Annotated in this window: 15 protein-coding genes; all 15 read left to right on the top strand. The window is 65.2% G+C overall.

What is annotated here, in order from left to right:
* Positions 1 to 116: 116 nt before the first annotated feature.
* The 15 genes from tsf (at position 117) to AC1DFU_RS16500 (ending at position 15,282) form a co-directional block, all read left to right on the top strand.
* Positions 117 to 995 carry a translation elongation factor Ts gene (gene tsf, locus AC1DFU_RS16570; protein WP_092297613.1) on the top strand — a complete coding sequence of 293 codons (879 nt, stop codon included), beginning with the start codon at positions 117 to 119 and terminating at the stop codon, positions 993 to 995.
* A 336-nt stretch (positions 996 to 1,331) separates the two neighbouring features.
* Positions 1,332 to 2,042, top strand: a complete 711-nt coding sequence (gene pyrH, locus AC1DFU_RS16565) for a UMP kinase (protein ID WP_092297616.1) — start codon at positions 1,332 to 1,334, stop codon at positions 2,040 to 2,042.
* A gap of 108 nt (positions 2,043 to 2,150) precedes the next feature.
* The gene (gene frr, locus AC1DFU_RS16560) at positions 2,151 to 2,711 is read left to right on the top strand and encodes a ribosome recycling factor (RefSeq protein ID WP_092297619.1); all 561 of its coding nucleotides are present in this window, start codon (positions 2,151 to 2,153) and stop codon (positions 2,709 to 2,711) included.
* A 48-nt stretch (positions 2,712 to 2,759) separates the two neighbouring features.
* Complete coding sequence (locus AC1DFU_RS16555) at positions 2,760 to 3,530, top strand: isoprenyl transferase (protein WP_092297622.1); 771 nt, start codon at positions 2,760 to 2,762, stop codon at positions 3,528 to 3,530.
* Positions 3,531 to 3,585: 55 nt separating this feature from the next.
* Positions 3,586 to 4,407 (top strand): phosphatidate cytidylyltransferase, encoded by an 822-nt coding sequence (locus tag AC1DFU_RS16550; RefSeq protein WP_477159866.1) that lies wholly within the window; start codon positions 3,586 to 3,588, stop codon positions 4,405 to 4,407.
* Between the two features lie 30 nt (positions 4,408 to 4,437).
* A complete protein-coding gene (gene ispC, locus AC1DFU_RS16545; RefSeq protein ID WP_092297628.1) occupies positions 4,438 to 5,616 on the top strand; it encodes a 1-deoxy-D-xylulose-5-phosphate reductoisomerase in 1,179 nt (392 codons plus the stop codon).
* Positions 5,617 to 5,670: 54 nt separating this feature from the next.
* Complete coding sequence (rseP, locus tag AC1DFU_RS16540; RefSeq protein WP_092297631.1) at positions 5,671 to 7,074, top strand: RIP metalloprotease RseP; 1,404 nt, start codon at positions 5,671 to 5,673, stop codon at positions 7,072 to 7,074.
* A gap of 144 nt (positions 7,075 to 7,218) precedes the next feature.
* Entirely contained in the window at positions 7,219 to 9,558 is a 2,340-nt protein-coding gene (gene bamA / locus AC1DFU_RS16535; protein ID WP_369823500.1) for an outer membrane protein assembly factor BamA, read from the top strand.
* A 21-nt stretch (positions 9,559 to 9,579) separates the two neighbouring features.
* Entirely contained in the window at positions 9,580 to 10,107 is a 528-nt protein-coding gene (locus AC1DFU_RS16530; protein ID WP_092297637.1) for an OmpH/Skp family outer membrane protein, read from the top strand.
* Between the two features lie 49 nt (positions 10,108 to 10,156).
* A complete protein-coding gene (lpxD, locus tag AC1DFU_RS16525) occupies positions 10,157 to 11,263 on the top strand; it encodes a UDP-3-O-(3-hydroxymyristoyl)glucosamine N-acyltransferase (protein ID WP_092297640.1) in 1,107 nt (368 codons plus the stop codon).
* Entirely contained in the window at positions 11,260 to 11,712 is a 453-nt protein-coding gene (gene fabZ / locus AC1DFU_RS16520; RefSeq protein ID WP_092297643.1) for a 3-hydroxyacyl-ACP dehydratase FabZ, read from the top strand. The genes lpxD and fabZ overlap by 4 nt, the downstream gene beginning before the upstream one ends.
* 85 nt (positions 11,713 to 11,797) lie before the next feature.
* Positions 11,798 to 12,601: an acyl-ACP--UDP-N-acetylglucosamine O-acyltransferase gene (gene lpxA / locus AC1DFU_RS16515; RefSeq protein ID WP_092297646.1), complete on the top strand. Its 804-nt coding sequence runs from the start codon at positions 11,798 to 11,800 to the stop codon at positions 12,599 to 12,601.
* 87 nt (positions 12,602 to 12,688) lie between these two features.
* Positions 12,689 to 13,822, top strand: coding sequence for a lipid-A-disaccharide synthase (gene lpxB / locus AC1DFU_RS16510; protein ID WP_369823505.1), 1,134 nt, complete (start codon positions 12,689 to 12,691; stop codon positions 13,820 to 13,822).
* Entirely contained in the window at positions 13,822 to 14,484 is a 663-nt protein-coding gene (rnhB, locus tag AC1DFU_RS16505; protein ID WP_441590808.1) for a ribonuclease HII, read from the top strand. The genes lpxB and rnhB overlap by 1 nt, the downstream gene beginning before the upstream one ends.
* A gap of 9 nt (positions 14,485 to 14,493) precedes the next feature.
* Positions 14,494 to 15,282, top strand: coding sequence for a TrmH family RNA methyltransferase (locus tag AC1DFU_RS16500; RefSeq protein WP_092297652.1), 789 nt, complete (start codon positions 14,494 to 14,496; stop codon positions 15,280 to 15,282).

Raw genomic sequence — 15,282 nt, 5'->3', positions numbered from 1 at the left:
TGTCATCCGCCGCGAATACGATTCGCCGCGGGTGAGCCGGACCCAAGTTGATCAGACACCGGCGGGTGTCCCGGAAGCAGGCGGGACATCGGCCCGAACCAATCAAGGAGTGACAAATGGCGGCAATTACCGCAAGCATGGTTGCAGAACTGCGCGCGAAGACCGACGCGCCGATGATGGAATGCAAGAAGGCCCTGACGGAAGCCAATGGCGACCTGGACAAGGCTGAAGAGCTGCTGCGCGTCAAGCTGGGCAACAAGGCCAGCAAGGCTGCGTCGCGCGTGACCGCCGAAGGCGTGGTGGCCTCGTACATCGACGGCACGACCGGCGTCCTGGTCGAGCTGAACTGCGAAACCGACTTCGTGTCGAAGAACGACGACTTCCTGGCTTTCTCGGCCAAGGTCGCCGAACTGATCGCCAAGCAGAACCCGGCTGACGTGGCTGCCCTGTCGGCGCTGGAAATCGACGGCGTGTCGGTGGAAACCACCCGTGCCGCGCTGATCGGCAAGATCGGCGAGAACCTGACGATCCGCCGCTTCACCCGCTACGCCAATGGCGGCAAGCTGGTGTCGTACCTGCACGGCACGCGCATCGGCGTGATGGTCGAGTTCGACGGCGACGAAACCGCCGCCAAGGACGTGGCCATGCACGTGGCCGCCATGAAGCCGGTGTCGCTGTCGTCGGACCAGGTGCCCGCCGAGCTGATCGCCAAGGAGCGCAGCATCGCCGAGCAGAAGGCTGCCGAGTCGGGCAAGCCGGCCGAGATCGTCGCCAAGATGGTCGAAGGCTCGGTCCAGAAGTACCTGAAGGAAGTCTCGCTGTTCAACCAGCCGTTCGTGAAGAACGACAAGCAGACCGTCGAGCAGATGCTGAAGGCCGTCAACACCACGGTGAAGGGTTTCACCCTGTACGTGGTGGGCGAGGGCATCGAGAAGAAGCAGGACGACTTCGCTGCTGAAGTGGCCGCCCAGGTGGCTGCCGCCCAGAAGGGCTGATCGTCAGGGTGGGGGAGCGGCCTTTTTCGTTAAGGGCCGATTCCGCCACCGTATAATGCCGAGGGGCGCCGCAAGGTGCCCCTCTGCACAAGCGCGTCAGGCAGAATGCCGGGCGCCGCGGCTGTATCAGTCGATTTCCGCAGTCACCTGCATGTTGGGCGAGGTTCGCGTAACGATGCCGGCAGATGACAGCGAAAACCGGCTTCGAGCTGTCCCGCAATTCCGTATGTCCGCGCGGCCCTGAGCCAAGCCGGGGTCACAAGCCCCGGCAGCCCGGCTCGCGCGCGCCAATCCATCCGTTCGAACGAGCGATCAAGAACCAGCCCGAGGGTGAACATGCCAGCCTACAAGCGCGTCCTACTTAAACTTTCCGGTGAGGCCCTGATGGGCGACGATGCCTTCGGCATCAACCGCGCCACCATCGAGGGCATGGTCAACGACATTGCCGAGATCGTGAAGCTGGGCGTCCAGGTCGCCGTGGTCATCGGCGGCGGCAACATCTTCCGTGGCGTGGCCGGCGGCGCCGCCGGCATGGACCGTGCCACGGCCGACTACATGGGCATGCTGGCCACCATGATGAACGCGCTGGCCCTGCAGGACGCCATGCGCCACGCGAATATCGAAGGCCGCGTGCAATCGGCGCTGCGCATGGACCAGGTGGTCGAGCCTTATATCCGCCCGCGCGCCATCCGCCAGCTGGAAGAGGGCAAGGTCGTGATTTTCGCGGCCGGCACCGGCAACCCGTTCTTCACCACCGACACCGCCGCCGCGCTGCGCGGCGCGGAAATCGGCGCGGAAGTCGTGCTCAAGGCCACCAAGGTGGACGGCGTGTACACGGCCGACCCCAAGAAGGACCCCAGCGCCACGCGCTACACCACCATCACGTTCGACGAGGCCATCTCGCGCAACCTGCAGGTCATGGACGCCACGGCCTTCGCGCTGTGCCGCGACCAGAAGCTGCCGATCAAGGTGTTCTCCATCGTCAAGCCGGGTGCGCTGAAGCGCGTGATCCTCGGCGAAGACGAAGGTACGCTGGTGCACGTATGACGACGGCGGGCCGCGTCACAATGCGGATTCGGCCCGGCCTGAGAGTAGAATGATTCATTTTCGATCCCGTCCGGCGGGATCCTGTCTGGCTGATTTCCGGAGGTAAACATGAGCGTCGCCGACACAAAGAAGAGCGCCGAGCAGAAGATGCAGAAGTCGATCGAAGCCTTCAGGGCCGATCTGGCGAAAATTCGTACCGGTCGTGCCCACACCGGTCTGCTCGATCACGTCCAGGTGGACTACTACGGCTCGATGGTGCCGATCAGCCAGGTGGCCAATGTCGGCCTGGCCGATGCGCGCACGATCAGCGTGCAGCCCTGGGAGAAGAAGATGGTGGGCGCGGTGGAAAAAGCCATCCGCGACGCCGACCTGGGCCTGAACCCGGCCACCATGGGTGAAACCATCCGTGTGCCGATGCCCGCACTGACCGAAGAGCGCCGCAAGGAGCTGACGAAGGTGGTCAAGGGCGAGGCCGAAGGTGCCAAGGTGGCCGTGCGCAACCTGCGCCGCGACGCCATGGAGCAGTTCAAGAAGCTCGTCAAGGACAAGACCATTTCCGAGGACGACGAGCGCCGCGGCCAGGATGAAGTCCAGAAGCTGACGGACAAGTTCGTGGCCGAGATCGACAAGCTCGTGGCCGAAAAAGAAAAGGAGATCATGACGGTCTGACGGCCGCCCGGCGGGAACCCCGCCGGCTCCGTCCCCGTCCGCGAATCCATGCAGCACATCAGTTCGACGCTCGGCGTTCCCGATACCACTTACGTGCCCCGCCACGTTGCCATCATCATGGATGGCAACGGCCGTTGGGCGACCCAGCGTCATCTGCCCCGCGTGGCAGGCCACAGCCGTGGCCTGGACGCGGTACGCGCGGTGGTGGAGGCCTGTGCCACCCGCGGCGTGCAGTTCCTCACGCTGTTCGCGTTCAGTTCGGAGAACTGGCGCCGTCCGGCGGATGAGGTGTCGTTCCTGATGCGCCTGTTCATGACCGCCTTGCGCCGCGAGGTGGTCAAGATGCATGCCAATGACATCCGCGTGCGCGTGGTGGGCGACCTCGGGCGCTTCAGCCCGCGCATCCAGCAGCTGATCCGCGATGCGGAGGCCCGCACCGCCGGCAATACCGGCCTGACGGTGACCATCGCCGCGAACTACGGCGGCCGCTGGGACCTGCTTCAGGCCATGCGCAAGATGCTGGCCCGCTCGCCGATGCTCGACCCGGATGCCATCGACGAGGCTGTGCTGGCGCCGCACCTGGCGATGTCCTATGCGCCCGAGCCGGACCTGTTCATTCGCACCGGCGGCGAGCAGCGCATCAGCAATTTCCTGCTATGGCAGCTCGCGTATTCCGAGCTGTACTTCACCGATACCTACTGGCCCGATTTCGACGCCGCCGAGCTGGACAAGGCTTTCGCCTCGTACCGGCAGCGCGAGCGGCGCTTTGGCCGGACCAGCGCCCAACTGGTGGCGCCCGGTCTGTCTGGTACGGCCTGAGCGGCTCGCCGCGACCGGCCTGTCCTGATCCCACCTTCAAAGGAAACCGCAGCGCATGCTCATCACCCGCGTCATCACCGCCCTGTGCCTGTTGCTGTTGATCCTGCCGATCCTGTTCCTGGCGCCCGTGATGTGGCTGGCGGGGCTGATCGCCGTGATCGTGCTGCTGGCCGGATGGGAGTTCGGGCGACTGATCGGGCTGCGCCGTTTCTGGCCCTACGTCTACGCGGTGGCCTGCCTGCTGGTGCTGATTTACTTCCATGACGCGCCCGAACGCCGTGCCATCCATTTCCTGCTGGCCGCCGCGTTGGTGGCCTGGGGCGTGGCGCTGGTGCTGCTGGCACGGGGCGTGCGCAAGGCGACGCCGGGGTTCACGGTGCTTGGCGCCATCCTTGGGCTGATCATGCTGCCAGCGTTCGGTCACGCCGTGATGGTGCTGCGGGCCGAAGGCATCGCGGTACTGCTGTCGGCGGCCGTGCTGGTCTGGGCGGCCGATATCGGCGCCTATTTCGTCGGCAAGGCCATCGGCAAGCGCAAACTGGCGCCGACCATCAGCCCGGGCAAGTCCTGGGAGGGTGCGATTGGCGGCTGGCTGCTGGTGATGATCGTGGCCGTGGCGCTTGGCACCACCCATGCCTTCGCACCGACCTGGTTTTCGCGCGTCGCCGATCAGGGTGGGCTGGGGCTGATGATCGGCCTCTCCACGCTGCTCGTGGYGGCCAGCGTTATCGGCGACCTGTTCGAGTCGCTGCTCAAGCGTCAGATCGGCAAGAAGGACAGCAGCCGGCTGCTGCCCGGGCACGGCGGCGTACTCGATCGCATCGACGCGCTCATTCCGGTGTTCCCGCTGGCGGCGCTGCTGCTGGCCTGGATGTGATCACAATCTGAATTTGGTTATCTGGTTCCTATGCAACGCATTACCATCCTGGGCGCCACGGGCTCCATCGGCGAAAGCACACTCGACGTAGTGCGTCGGCATCCGGACCGCTACACCGTGCATGCGTTGAGCGCCCACCGTCAGGTGGAGAAGCTGGCAGCGGCCTGCGTGGAATTCCGCCCGGCGCGTGCCGTGGTGGGCTCCGCCGATGCGGCACGCCAGCTCGAGACGCTGCTGCGCGATGCCGGCGTAAAGACCGAGGTCAGCTACGGCGAAGCCGCGCTGGAGTCGATCGCCGCCGATGACGGCACCGATGCCGTGATGGCCGCCATCGTCGGCGCGGCCGGGCTCCGTTCCTCGCTCGCCGCCGCACGGGCGGGCAAGCGCGTGCTGCTGGCCAACAAGGAATCGCTGGTCATGTCGGGCGCCATCTTCATGGACGCGGTGCGCGAGCACGGCGCCACGCTGCTGCCCATCGACAGTGAACACAACGCGATCTTCCAGTGCCTGCCGACCAGCGACCCGCGCTACGGCGCGGGCGTGTCCAAGGTGCTGCTAACCGCGTCGGGTGGCCCGTTCCGGACGCGTGATCCGTCCACCTTGCACGACATCACGCCCGATCAGGCCTGCGCCCACCCCAAATGGGTGATGGGCCGCAAGATCTCGGTGGATTCCGCCACGATGATGAACAAGGGGCTCGAGGTCATCGAGGCCCATTGGCTGTTCGGCGCTCCGGCGGACAAGATCGAGGTGCTGATCCACCCGCAAAGCATCGTTCATTCGATGGTGGCGTACGCCGATGGTTCGGTGCTCGCCCAGCTTGGCAACCCCGACATGCGCACGCCCATCGCCTATGGCATGGCGTACCCGGAGCGGATCGACTCCGGGGTGAGCCCGCTCGACCTGACCGTCGCCGGCGGCCTGCATTTTGAGATTCCTGACCTTGATCGCTTCCCCTGCCTGGGGCTAGCCTTTGATGCATTGCGCGCGGGCGGGCTAGCCCCCGCCGTGCTGAACGCCGCGAACGAGGTGGCCGTGGAGGCCTTCCTCGGCGGGGCGATCCGATTTACCGATATTGCCCGCGTGGTAGCCGGCGTGCTCGAGCAGCCGCAGTCTGGCTCGGCCGAGACACTCGAAGGCGTGCTGGCGGCCGATGCTGCGGCACGGCGTGCCGCGCAGGCATTGCTGACGCGGCTGGCCAGCCGCTAAGTAGGTAGCGCCGTCGCGCCTCGGTGCGGCTAGCTCTGGAGAGGGTGATTTGTCATGCAGACCGTAATTGCGTTCGTCGTCGCCCTGTGCATTCTGATTTTCGTGCACGAGATGGGGCACTACCTGGCCGCTCGCGCGTGCGGCGTCAAGGTGTTGCGGTTCTCGATCGGCTTCGGCCGGTCGTTGGCGCGCTGGACCAGCAAGGGGCCTGACCGCACCGAGTGGACGCTCGCTGCGATCCCCCTGGGCGGCTACGTCAAGATGCTCGACGAGCGCGAGCGGGACCCCGAGACCGATCCCCCCATCCCCCCGGAAGACCTGCCGCGCGCGTTCAACCGGCAGCCGGTGGGCAAGCGCTTCGTGATCGTCGCAGCCGGGCCGGTGGCCAACTTTGCGCTGGCCATCCTTCTATATATAGTGCTGTTCGCCGGCGGCATGCGCGAGCCGGTACCCCTGGTGGCAACCCCCGCGGCCGGCACCGTGGCTGCCCAGGCCGGTGTGCGGGACGGCGACCGCGTTTTGTCGCTGACCGCCAACGACCGGACCGAGCCGGTCCAGTCCTGGAATGACCTCCGCATGGCCGTGTTCGCCGAAGGTTTTGGCGACGCCAGCGCCGTGCTGCGCGTGCGCGGCACCGATGGGGCCGAGCGCGACATCCGGCTGCCTCGCCTGCCCAATACCGGCGGCAATCCCGAACAGGACCCGCTGGCCACGCTCGGCCTGTACCTGAAGGGCGGGCCGGTTACGATTACGGAAATCGTGCCGGATTCGGCGGCGCAGCGGGCTGGGCTGAAGGCCGGCGACCGTGTGGTGGCATGGCAGGGCCAGCCCCTGACGCAGGCGAGCGAGCTGATCCGCGCGGTACGGGCGCGGCCGGGCGAGCAGGTCACGCTGGGCATAGAACGTAATGGGCAGCGGCTGGATGTGCCGGTCAAGCTGGACGCAGCCCCGGCCCCGGACGGTGCGAAGGACGCCAGCGGGGCGGCGGCAGGCCCCACGGGCAAGCTGGGCGCCGCGCTGAACCAGGCGGTGCAGACCGAGATCGTCCGCTACGCGCCGTGGCAGGCCGTGGTGCGGGCAGCCGACCAGGTCTGGAGCACCAGCACGCTGTCCCTGAAACTGCTCGGCAAGATGCTGGTGGGGCAGGCGTCATTGCAGAATCTGAGCGGCCCGCTCACGGTGGCGGACTACGCCGGCCGTGCCGCCAACATGGGTTGGCAGCCGTTTATCAGCTTCCTGGCGCTGGTCAGCGTCAGCCTCGGTGTGCTCAATTTGTTACCCATTCCGGTTCTGGATGGGGGGCATTTGCTGTATTATTGCGTGGAATTTTTGACTGGCAGGCCCGTACCAGATCACTGGCAGGCGATGCTGCAGAAGGTCGGCATCGCGTGCATCTTGCTCCTGACCTCACTCGCTTTGTTCAATGACGTCAGCCGACTGTTTCTTGCGCGCGGCTAGATCCGCGTAGCCGAAACCGGCCGTCGGCCGAAGAAGGTCGCGTCCCGGCGGTGTCGTCGAACCCGTCGGGAGGGGACGGCCTTGTCAGCAAAGCCAGGCGTCATCATGGACGGCGTCGGGACGGCATCGGAGCCAATACCCTGCATGAAATCGAAGAGGAATAGGGGATTCACGTTGATCAGACATAAGCGCATCTCGCTGGGCGTGCTGACGAGTGCCATTATCGCGGCCTGGAGCCCGGCGGGCTGGGCCGCCGACCCGTTTGTGGTCAGGGACATCCGCGTGGAAGGCCTGCAGCGCGTGGAGCCGGGCACTGTGTTCGGCTATCTGCCTGTGCGCGTCGGGGAGACCTTCACCGACGACAAGGGCGCCGATGCGATTCGCGCACTCTACAATACCGGTTTCTTCAAGGACGTGCAGATCCGCGCCGAAGAGGGCGTGCTCGTGGTCCAGGTGGAAGAGCGCCCGGCCATCTCGCAGCTCGAGTTCGTCGGCATCAAGGAATTCGACAAGGACACGCTGCGCCGTTCGCTGCGCGCGGTGGGCGTGGCTGAAGCGCGCTACTACGACAAGGCCCTGATCGACAAGGCCGAGCAGGAGCTGAAGCGCCAGTACGTGGCGCGCGGCTACTACGCTGCCGACGTGCAGACCACGGTGACGCCGGTGGACCGAAATCGCGTGTCCGTGGTGTTCAACGTGGAAGAAGGCCCGGTCGCCAAGATCCGCCAGATCAATATCGTCGGCAACAAGGCTTTCAAGGAAAGCACGCTGCGCGACGAGATGCAGCTCTCCACGCCGAACTGGCTGTCCTGGTACACCAAGAACGACCTGTACTCGAAGCAGAAGCTCACGGCCGACCTGGAAGCGCTGCGCTCGTACTACCTGAACCGCGGCTACCTGGAGTTCCAGATCGAGTCCACGCAGGTCTCGATAACGCCGGACAAGAAGGACATCTTCCTGACGCTGAACATCAAGGAAGGCGATCAGTACAAGGTGTCCGACATCCGCCTGGCCGGCGAACTGCTCGGCAAGCAGGCCGAGATGGAAAAGCTGCTGCAGCTGAAGAAGGGCGATATCTTCTCGTCCGAAAAGCTGACGGCCAGCACCAAGTCCATCACGGATCTGCTGGGTACCTACGGCTACGCGTTCACGACTATCAATCCGCAGCCCCAGGTCAACCAGGAAACGCGCGAAGTGGCGCTGACGCTGATGGTCGACCCCGGCCGCCGCGTGTATGTACGCCGCGTGAACGTGGTGGGCAACAGCAAGACCCGCGACGAAGTGGTGCGCCGCGAAATGCGCCAGATGGAAAGCTCGTGGTTCGACAGCGAGAAGCTCACGCAGTCGCAGGCCCGTATCAACCGTACCGGCTACTTCACGGACACGAATATCACCACCGAGGACGTGGCCGGCGCGCCCGACCAGGTGGATGTCAACGTGAACGTGACCGAGAAGCCGACCGGCCAGATCAGCCTGGGCCTGGGTTTTTCGTCGACTGACAAGCTCGTGTTGCAGGCCGGCTTGCGCCAGGACAACGTGTTCGGCTCCGGTACCAGCCTGGGCCTGGACGTGAACACGGCCAAGTCGTTCCGGACCATCTCGCTGACGCAGTACGACCCGTACTTCACGGTGGATGGCATCAGCCGTTCCACGGACATCTACTACCGTACCTCCCGTCCGCTGTACTACACCGGCGACCAGGACTACAAGATCGTCTCGGCCGGCGGCGGCTTCAAGTTCGGCGTGCCGTTCTCCGAGAATGACACGGTGTTCTTCGGTATCGGTTACGAGCGCACCGAGGTGCATACCTCCGTCAACACGCCGACCCAGTACACCGCGTGGCTGAACAAGATCGGCAAGAGCAGCGGCGACCCGATCAACAACTTCCCGTTCACGATTGGCTGGGCCCGTGACCGTCGCGACAGTGCGCTGATCCCGACCAAGGGTCCATACACGCAGGCCAACCTCGAAGTGGGCGTGCCGGGCGGCGATACGCAGTACTATCGCGCCAGCTTCCAGCAGCAGTACTTCTATCCGATCTCCAAGGCCTTTACACTGGCCTTCAACGGCGAAGTGGCGTACGGCCACGGCTACGGCGACACGCCGTTCCCGGTGTTCAAGTACTTCTACGCCGGTGGTATCGGCTCGGTGCGCGGCTACCAGACCAGCACGCTTGGTCCGAAGGACCAGAACGGCAACCCGGTGGGTGGTGCGTCCAAGCTGATCGGTAACGTGGAATTTGTGTTCCCGCTGCCGGGCTCGGGTGTTGACCGCACGCTGCGCCTGTTCACGTTCTTCGACTTTGGTAACGTGTACCAGGAAGGTGCACCGATTACGTTCAGCGACCTCAAGTACTCGACCGGCTTCGGCATGTCGTGGCTGTCGCCGATCGGCCCGCTGAAGGTCAGCATGGGCTTCCCGCTGAAGAAGGACGATACGGATCGCGTACAGCGATTCCAGTTCCAGATCGGTACCGCGTTCTGATCCCCAAAAAGGATTTGTTTCATGAAACTCCATACACCACTGATGAAATCCCTGAGCGCCGCAGCGCTGGCCGCAGCGGCCCTGTGCGTAGCCGCCCCGGCGATGGCTCAGGAGGCACGCATTGCCGCGGTCAACTCGGAACGTATCCTGCGTGACTCGCAGCCGGCCAAGGCTGCCCAGGTCAAACTCGAGCAGGAATTCTCGAAACGCGATCGCGAACTGCAGGACATGGCCCAGAAGATCAAGGGCATGGCCGACAAGCTCGACAAGGACACGGCTGTGCTGGCCGATTCCGACCGCCAGCGCCGCCAGCGCGAAGTGGCCGATCTCGATCGCGAGTTCCAGCGCAAGCAACGCGAGTTCCGCGAGGACCTGAACCAGCGCCGTAACGAGGAACTGGCCCAGGTACTGGAGCGCGCGAACCGGGTGATCCGTCAGATTGCCGAGCAGCGCAAGTACGATCTGATCGTGCAGGAAGCGGTGTACGTCAATCCACGCATCGACATTACCGATGACGTGATGAAGGCGCTCAACGCCGGCAGCAAGTAAGCGGCGCGCGCTCGTTCGTCGCTGTCTCGTTCTTCAAGGAAGTACCGCCATGCAGACACCCACACTGGGTCAGCTCGCCACCGAAAACGGCGCGCAGGTTGTGGGTGATCCCGACCTCGCCGTGCGCGGCCTGGCGCCGCTCGACCAGGCCGGCCCCGGTGACCTGTCTTTCCTGTCCAATCCGCTGTACCTGCCGCAGGCGCTGGCCTCCAATGCCAGCGCCGTCATCGTCTCGCCGGCCGACCTCGAGCGTATTCGCGCCGATGGCCAGGCCGACGGCCGCAACTGGCTGGTCGCCCGCAACCCGTATGTCTGCTTTGCCCGCGTGGCGCAGCGCTTCGACCGTGAGGCGAATGCCGATCCGCGCACTGGCATCGACCCGCGCGCGAGCGTGGCCGCCGATGCCGTGGTGCCGGCGTCCTGCTTTATCGGCCCCAACGTGGTGATCGAGGCTGGCGCGCGGCTGGGCGAGCGGGTAAGGGTCCTGGCGAATGCCTTTATCGGCGCAGGCGCGGAGATCGGCGACGATACGCTCATTTACGCGAACGTTTCCGTCTATCATCGTTGCGTGGTGGGTGCGCGCAACATCCTGCACAGCGGCGTGGTGGTGGGCGCGGATGGCTTTGGCTTCGCGCCGGACATCGGTCCGGCCGGGGTGGAATACGTCAAAATTCCGCAGGTTGGCCGTGCCGTGCTGGGCAATGACGTGGAAGTGGGCGCCAATACGGCCATCGACCGCGGCGCGATGGCCGATACGGTCATCGAGGAGGGCTGCAAGCTCGACAACCAGGTCCAGATCGCGCACAACGTGCGGGTGGGCGCCCATACGGTCATTGCGGGCTGCGCGGCGGTGGCCGGCAGCACCCGCATCGGCCGTTTCTGCGTGATTGGCGGGTCGGCCAATTTCGCGGGCCATTTGAATATCGCCGACCGGACGACGGTGTCCGGCGGCACCTCGATTACCAAATCGATTACGAAACCCGGGGGGCATTACACCAGCGTGTTTCCGTTCACGACGCATGGCGAGTGGGAGCGCAATGCGGCCATCGTGCGCGGATTGTCCAAGCTGCGCGAGCGCGTGGTCACGCTGGAACGCCGCCTGCGCGGCCAGTCCGCCGGGTCCAATACCAAACAAGACGAAGAGAAATCATCATGACCGCATCCGACATCGACATCCGCAAGATCCTGAAGCTGCTGCCGCATCGGTACCCGATCCTGCTCGTCGATCGCGTGCTGGAGTTCGAGCCGCAGAAGCGGATCAAGACGCTTAAGAACGTCACGATCAACGAGCCGTACTTCATGGGGCACTTTCCCGATCAACCCGTGATGCCGGGCGTGATGATCCTCGAGGCCCTGGCGCAGTCGGCCGGCCTGCTGACCTTCGGCGCCGATATGGAGCGCAAGGAAGGCGCGCTGTACTACTTCGTGGGTATCGATGGCGCGCGCTTCAAGCGTGTGGTCTACCCCGGCGACCAGCTGCACCTGAACGTGACCGTCGAGCGCTACATTCGCGGCATCTGGAAGTTCAAGGCCAGCGCCACCGTGGACGGCGAAATCGCCTGCGAAGCGGAACTGATGTGCACGGTCAAGCAGGCCGAAGGCTGATCGGCGCCGCCGCGCCCACCCATGGGCCCCGTCCCGCGTGGCAACACGCGGGACTCAACCGAATTCAGACCACAGGACAGGACGTATGACGCAAATCCATCCCAGCGCACTGGTCGACCCGAAGGCAGAACTTGCCGCCGACGTGACCGTCGGTCCGTTTTCCATCATCGGTCCGAACGTGCGGATTGGCAGCGGCACCCGGATCGGCTCGCATACCACCGTCGAAGGCCATACCACCATCGGCGAAGGCAACCGCATCGGGCCGTACGCCTCGGTGGGCGGCACGCCTCAGGACATGAAGTACGCCAACGAGCCCACCCGGCTCGAGATTGGCGACCGCAACACGATTCGCGAGTTTACGACGATCCACACCGGCACGGTGCAGGACCAGGGCGTGACCAGCCTCGGCAACGACAACTGGATCATGGCCTACGTGCACATCGCGCACGACTGCCGCGTGGGAAACAACACGGTGTTTTCGAGCAACGCGCAGATCGCAGGCCACGTGGAAGTGGGCGACTGGGCCATTCTCGGCGGCATGAGCGGCGTGCACCAGTTCGTGCGCATCGGCGCCCATGCGATGCTGGGCGGCGCGTCGGCGCTCGTCCAGGATGTGCCGCCATTCGTGATCGCCGCGAGCGACAAGAACGGCAACAAGGCCACGCCGCACGGTGTCAACGTGGAAGGTCTGCGTCGCCGGGGCTTTGATGCCGGCCAGATCGCCGCCCTGCGCCAGGCCTACAAGCTGCTGTACAAGTCAGACTTGGGCTTCGACGAGGCGCGCAGCGAGATCTCGGCCCTGCTGGGCCAGACCGATGCGGCTACCGGCGCGCCACTGCGTGCCTTCGTCGAATTCCTGGCCGCGACGCAGCGCGGCATCGTCCGCTAAGCCGCGCCGCACATGATTCACGCCGCAGTGCAGGCCGATCCGCCCGCCGTAGCTCGGGCGAATGTCAACAAGCGTGGCACGATTGCCATGGTTGCCGGGGAGGCTTCCGGCGATCTGCTGGCATCGCTCCTGCTTGAAGGGCTTCATGCGCGGCTGGGCGAGTCCGTGGACTTCGCGGGCATCGGCGGCCGCCGCATGATGGCGCAGGGCTTCGTCTCGCACTGGCCGATGGAGACGCTCTCCGTCAACGGCTATGTGGAGGTGCTCGGTTCGCTGCGGGAAATCCTGGCAACGCGCCGGGCAATTCGCGAGAAGCTGCTGGCCAATCCGCCGCTGTGTTTCATCGGCGTAGACGCGCCCGACTTCAATTTCGGATTGGAAGTGCCCCTGCGCCGCTCGGGCATCCCTGTCGTGCATTTCGTCAGCCCGTCAATCTGGGCGTGGCGCGGCGGGCGCATTCGTACCATCGCGCGCGCGGTGGACCACATCCTCTGCCTGTTCCCGTTCGAGCCCGAGATCTATGCGAAGGCCGGCATTCCGGCGACCTACGTCGGTCATCCGTTGGCCGATGTGATTCCGATGGTGCCTGACGTCCAGGGCGCGCGGGAAGAGCTTGGCCTGCCCGAAGGCAAGCGCATCGTCGCGGTGCTGCCGGGTAGCCGGCAGTCCGAGGTGCGCAACCTTGGCGCGACGTTCTTTGCGGCCATGGCACGCATGCATCGCATGGACGGCAACCTGGCATTCGTTCTGCCGGCAGCCAGCGCGCCGCTGCACGAGATTATCCGCGGGCTGCACGAGCGCTATCCGGAGATCGACCTGACCGTGGTGGATGGCCAGTCGCATCTGGCCATGGAAGCCGCCGACGTCGTGCTGCTGGCCAGCGGTACGGCTACGCTCGAGGCAGCGCTCTACAAGAAGCCGATGGTCATCTCGTACAAGGTGCCCTGGCTCACCGCGCAGATCATGAAGCGACAGGGCTACCTGCCTTACGTGGGCTTGCCTAATATTCTGTCAGGGCGGTTCGTGGTGCCAGAACTGCTCCAGGACGACGCCACGCCGGAGGCGCTGGCGCGCGAGACGCTGCTGCAACTGAACGACGAGGGCAATATCGCCTTCTTGCGGGAACATTTCACGACCATGCACGAGACGCTGAAGCGCGACACGGCCAACCTCGCCGCTGGCGTGGTGGTGGATCTCATGCACGAACGGGGTGTGCGCTGATGGCCAGCCAGAAAGCCGGCAAGGGTCCGTCGCCGCAGATGGGGCTGGAGTTGACCCAAACCGTTGCCGTCGTACGCCATCTTTGTGGCGTGGATGAGGCCGGGCGCGGTCCGCTGGCGGGGCCGGTCTATGCCGCCGCCGTGATCCTGAACCCGGAGCGGCAAATCCGGGGCCTCGCCGACTCGAAGATCCTGAGCGCCGATAAGCGCGCGGTACTGTTCGAACGCATCTGCGAGCGGGCGATCGGCTGGCACATCGCGTCGGCTTCGGTCGAGGAAATCGACTCGCTGAATATCCTGCACGCTTCCATGCTGGCGATGCAGCGCGCCGTGGCGGGCCTGACGGCGAGCGGCATCTTGCCCGATCTGGTGCAGGTCGATGGCAATCGCTGTCCGCAGGTCCCGTATCCGGTCGAGGCCATCGTGAAGGGCGACGCCAAGGTGCGAGCCATTTCCGCTGCGTCGATCCTTGCCAAGGTGGCCCGCGATCGCGAGCTTCACGCGCTGCACCTGGAATATCCCCAGTACGGCTTCGATGCCCACGTGGGCTATCCCACGCCCCAGCATCTGGCCGCGCTCCAGCAGTTTGGTGCGACACCGCATCACCGCCGCTCGTTTGCGCCGGTGCGGGTGGTGCTGGAGCGCGACGCGCTGCCTTTCTGAGACACATCCTTGAAGCACGTCACCTCGCGCGACAATGCGCTGTTCAAGCACCTGAAGGCCCTTACTGGGTCCACGCACGCACGCCGCAAGGCGGGGCAGTCCGTGCTCGATGGCGTGCACCTCGCGCAGGCGTATGTGGCCGCGCGAGGGCAGCCGACCAGTTGCGTCGTGTCAGAGCGGCACTACGATCACGCCGAAGTGCGCCCACTGCTGGAAGGCATTGATCCGGACCGCGTTGTCCTGCTGGCGGATGCGCTGTTCGCGCAGATTACGAGTGTGGTGAACGGCATCGACCTGATGCTCGTGATCGACACGCCCGGCGGGCACCTGCCGTCCACGATCGACACGGATTGCGTGATCCTGAACGGCGTGCAAGACGCCGGCAATGTCGGATCGATCTTGCGCAGCGCTGCCGCTGCGGGGATTCCGCACGCCTTCCTGACCACGGGCTGCGCGTTTGCGTGGTCGGTCAAGACCCTGCGCGCGGGCATGGGTGCGAATTTCCACCTCAATATCGTCGAGCACTGCACGCTCGAGATGCTCGAAAGCCGGCTTGCCGTGCCGTTGCTGGCGACGTCGTCGCATGCCGATGCAGCCGTATTCGATACCGATCTCCGCCAGCCGGTGGGCTGGGTCGTCGGCAACGAAGGCGCAGGTGTCAGTCCGGAATGGATGGCACGCGTCTCGCGGACCGTCGGCATTCCGCAGCCGGGCGGCCTTGAGTCGCTGAATGTGGCGGCGGCGACCGCTGTCTGCCTGTTTGAAACGGTCAGGCAGCGGCGCGCGGCATCGCGCTGA

The sequence above is a fragment of the Cupriavidus sp. 10L45 genome, from assembly GCF_056395225.1.
Note: the sequence above shows the minus strand (reverse complement) of the source record. Positions and strands in the feature narration are given on the sequence as shown.

Coding starts and splice junctions, on each gene's coding strand:
- tsf (WP_092297613.1), top strand. CDS start 117: ATGGCGGCAATTACCGCAAGCATGGTTGCAGAACTGCGCGCGAAGACC.
- pyrH (WP_092297616.1), top strand. CDS start 1,332: ATGCCAGCCTACAAGCGCGTCCTACTTAAACTTTCCGGTGAGGCCCTG.
- frr (WP_092297619.1), top strand. CDS start 2,151: ATGAGCGTCGCCGACACAAAGAAGAGCGCCGAGCAGAAGATGCAGAAG.
- AC1DFU_RS16555 (WP_092297622.1), top strand. CDS start 2,760: ATGCAGCACATCAGTTCGACGCTCGGCGTTCCCGATACCACTTACGTG.
- ispC (WP_092297628.1), top strand. CDS start 4,438: ATGCAACGCATTACCATCCTGGGCGCCACGGGCTCCATCGGCGAAAGC.
- rseP (WP_092297631.1), top strand. CDS start 5,671: ATGCAGACCGTAATTGCGTTCGTCGTCGCCCTGTGCATTCTGATTTTC.
- bamA (WP_369823500.1), top strand. CDS start 7,219: ATGAAATCGAAGAGGAATAGGGGATTCACGTTGATCAGACATAAGCGC.
- AC1DFU_RS16530 (WP_092297637.1), top strand. CDS start 9,580: ATGAAACTCCATACACCACTGATGAAATCCCTGAGCGCCGCAGCGCTG.
- lpxD (WP_092297640.1), top strand. CDS start 10,157: ATGCAGACACCCACACTGGGTCAGCTCGCCACCGAAAACGGCGCGCAG.
- fabZ (WP_092297643.1), top strand. CDS start 11,260: ATGACCGCATCCGACATCGACATCCGCAAGATCCTGAAGCTGCTGCCG.
- lpxA (WP_092297646.1), top strand. CDS start 11,798: ATGACGCAAATCCATCCCAGCGCACTGGTCGACCCGAAGGCAGAACTT.
- lpxB (WP_369823505.1), top strand. CDS start 12,689: ATGGTTGCCGGGGAGGCTTCCGGCGATCTGCTGGCATCGCTCCTGCTT.
- rnhB (WP_441590808.1), top strand. CDS start 13,822: ATGGCCAGCCAGAAAGCCGGCAAGGGTCCGTCGCCGCAGATGGGGCTG.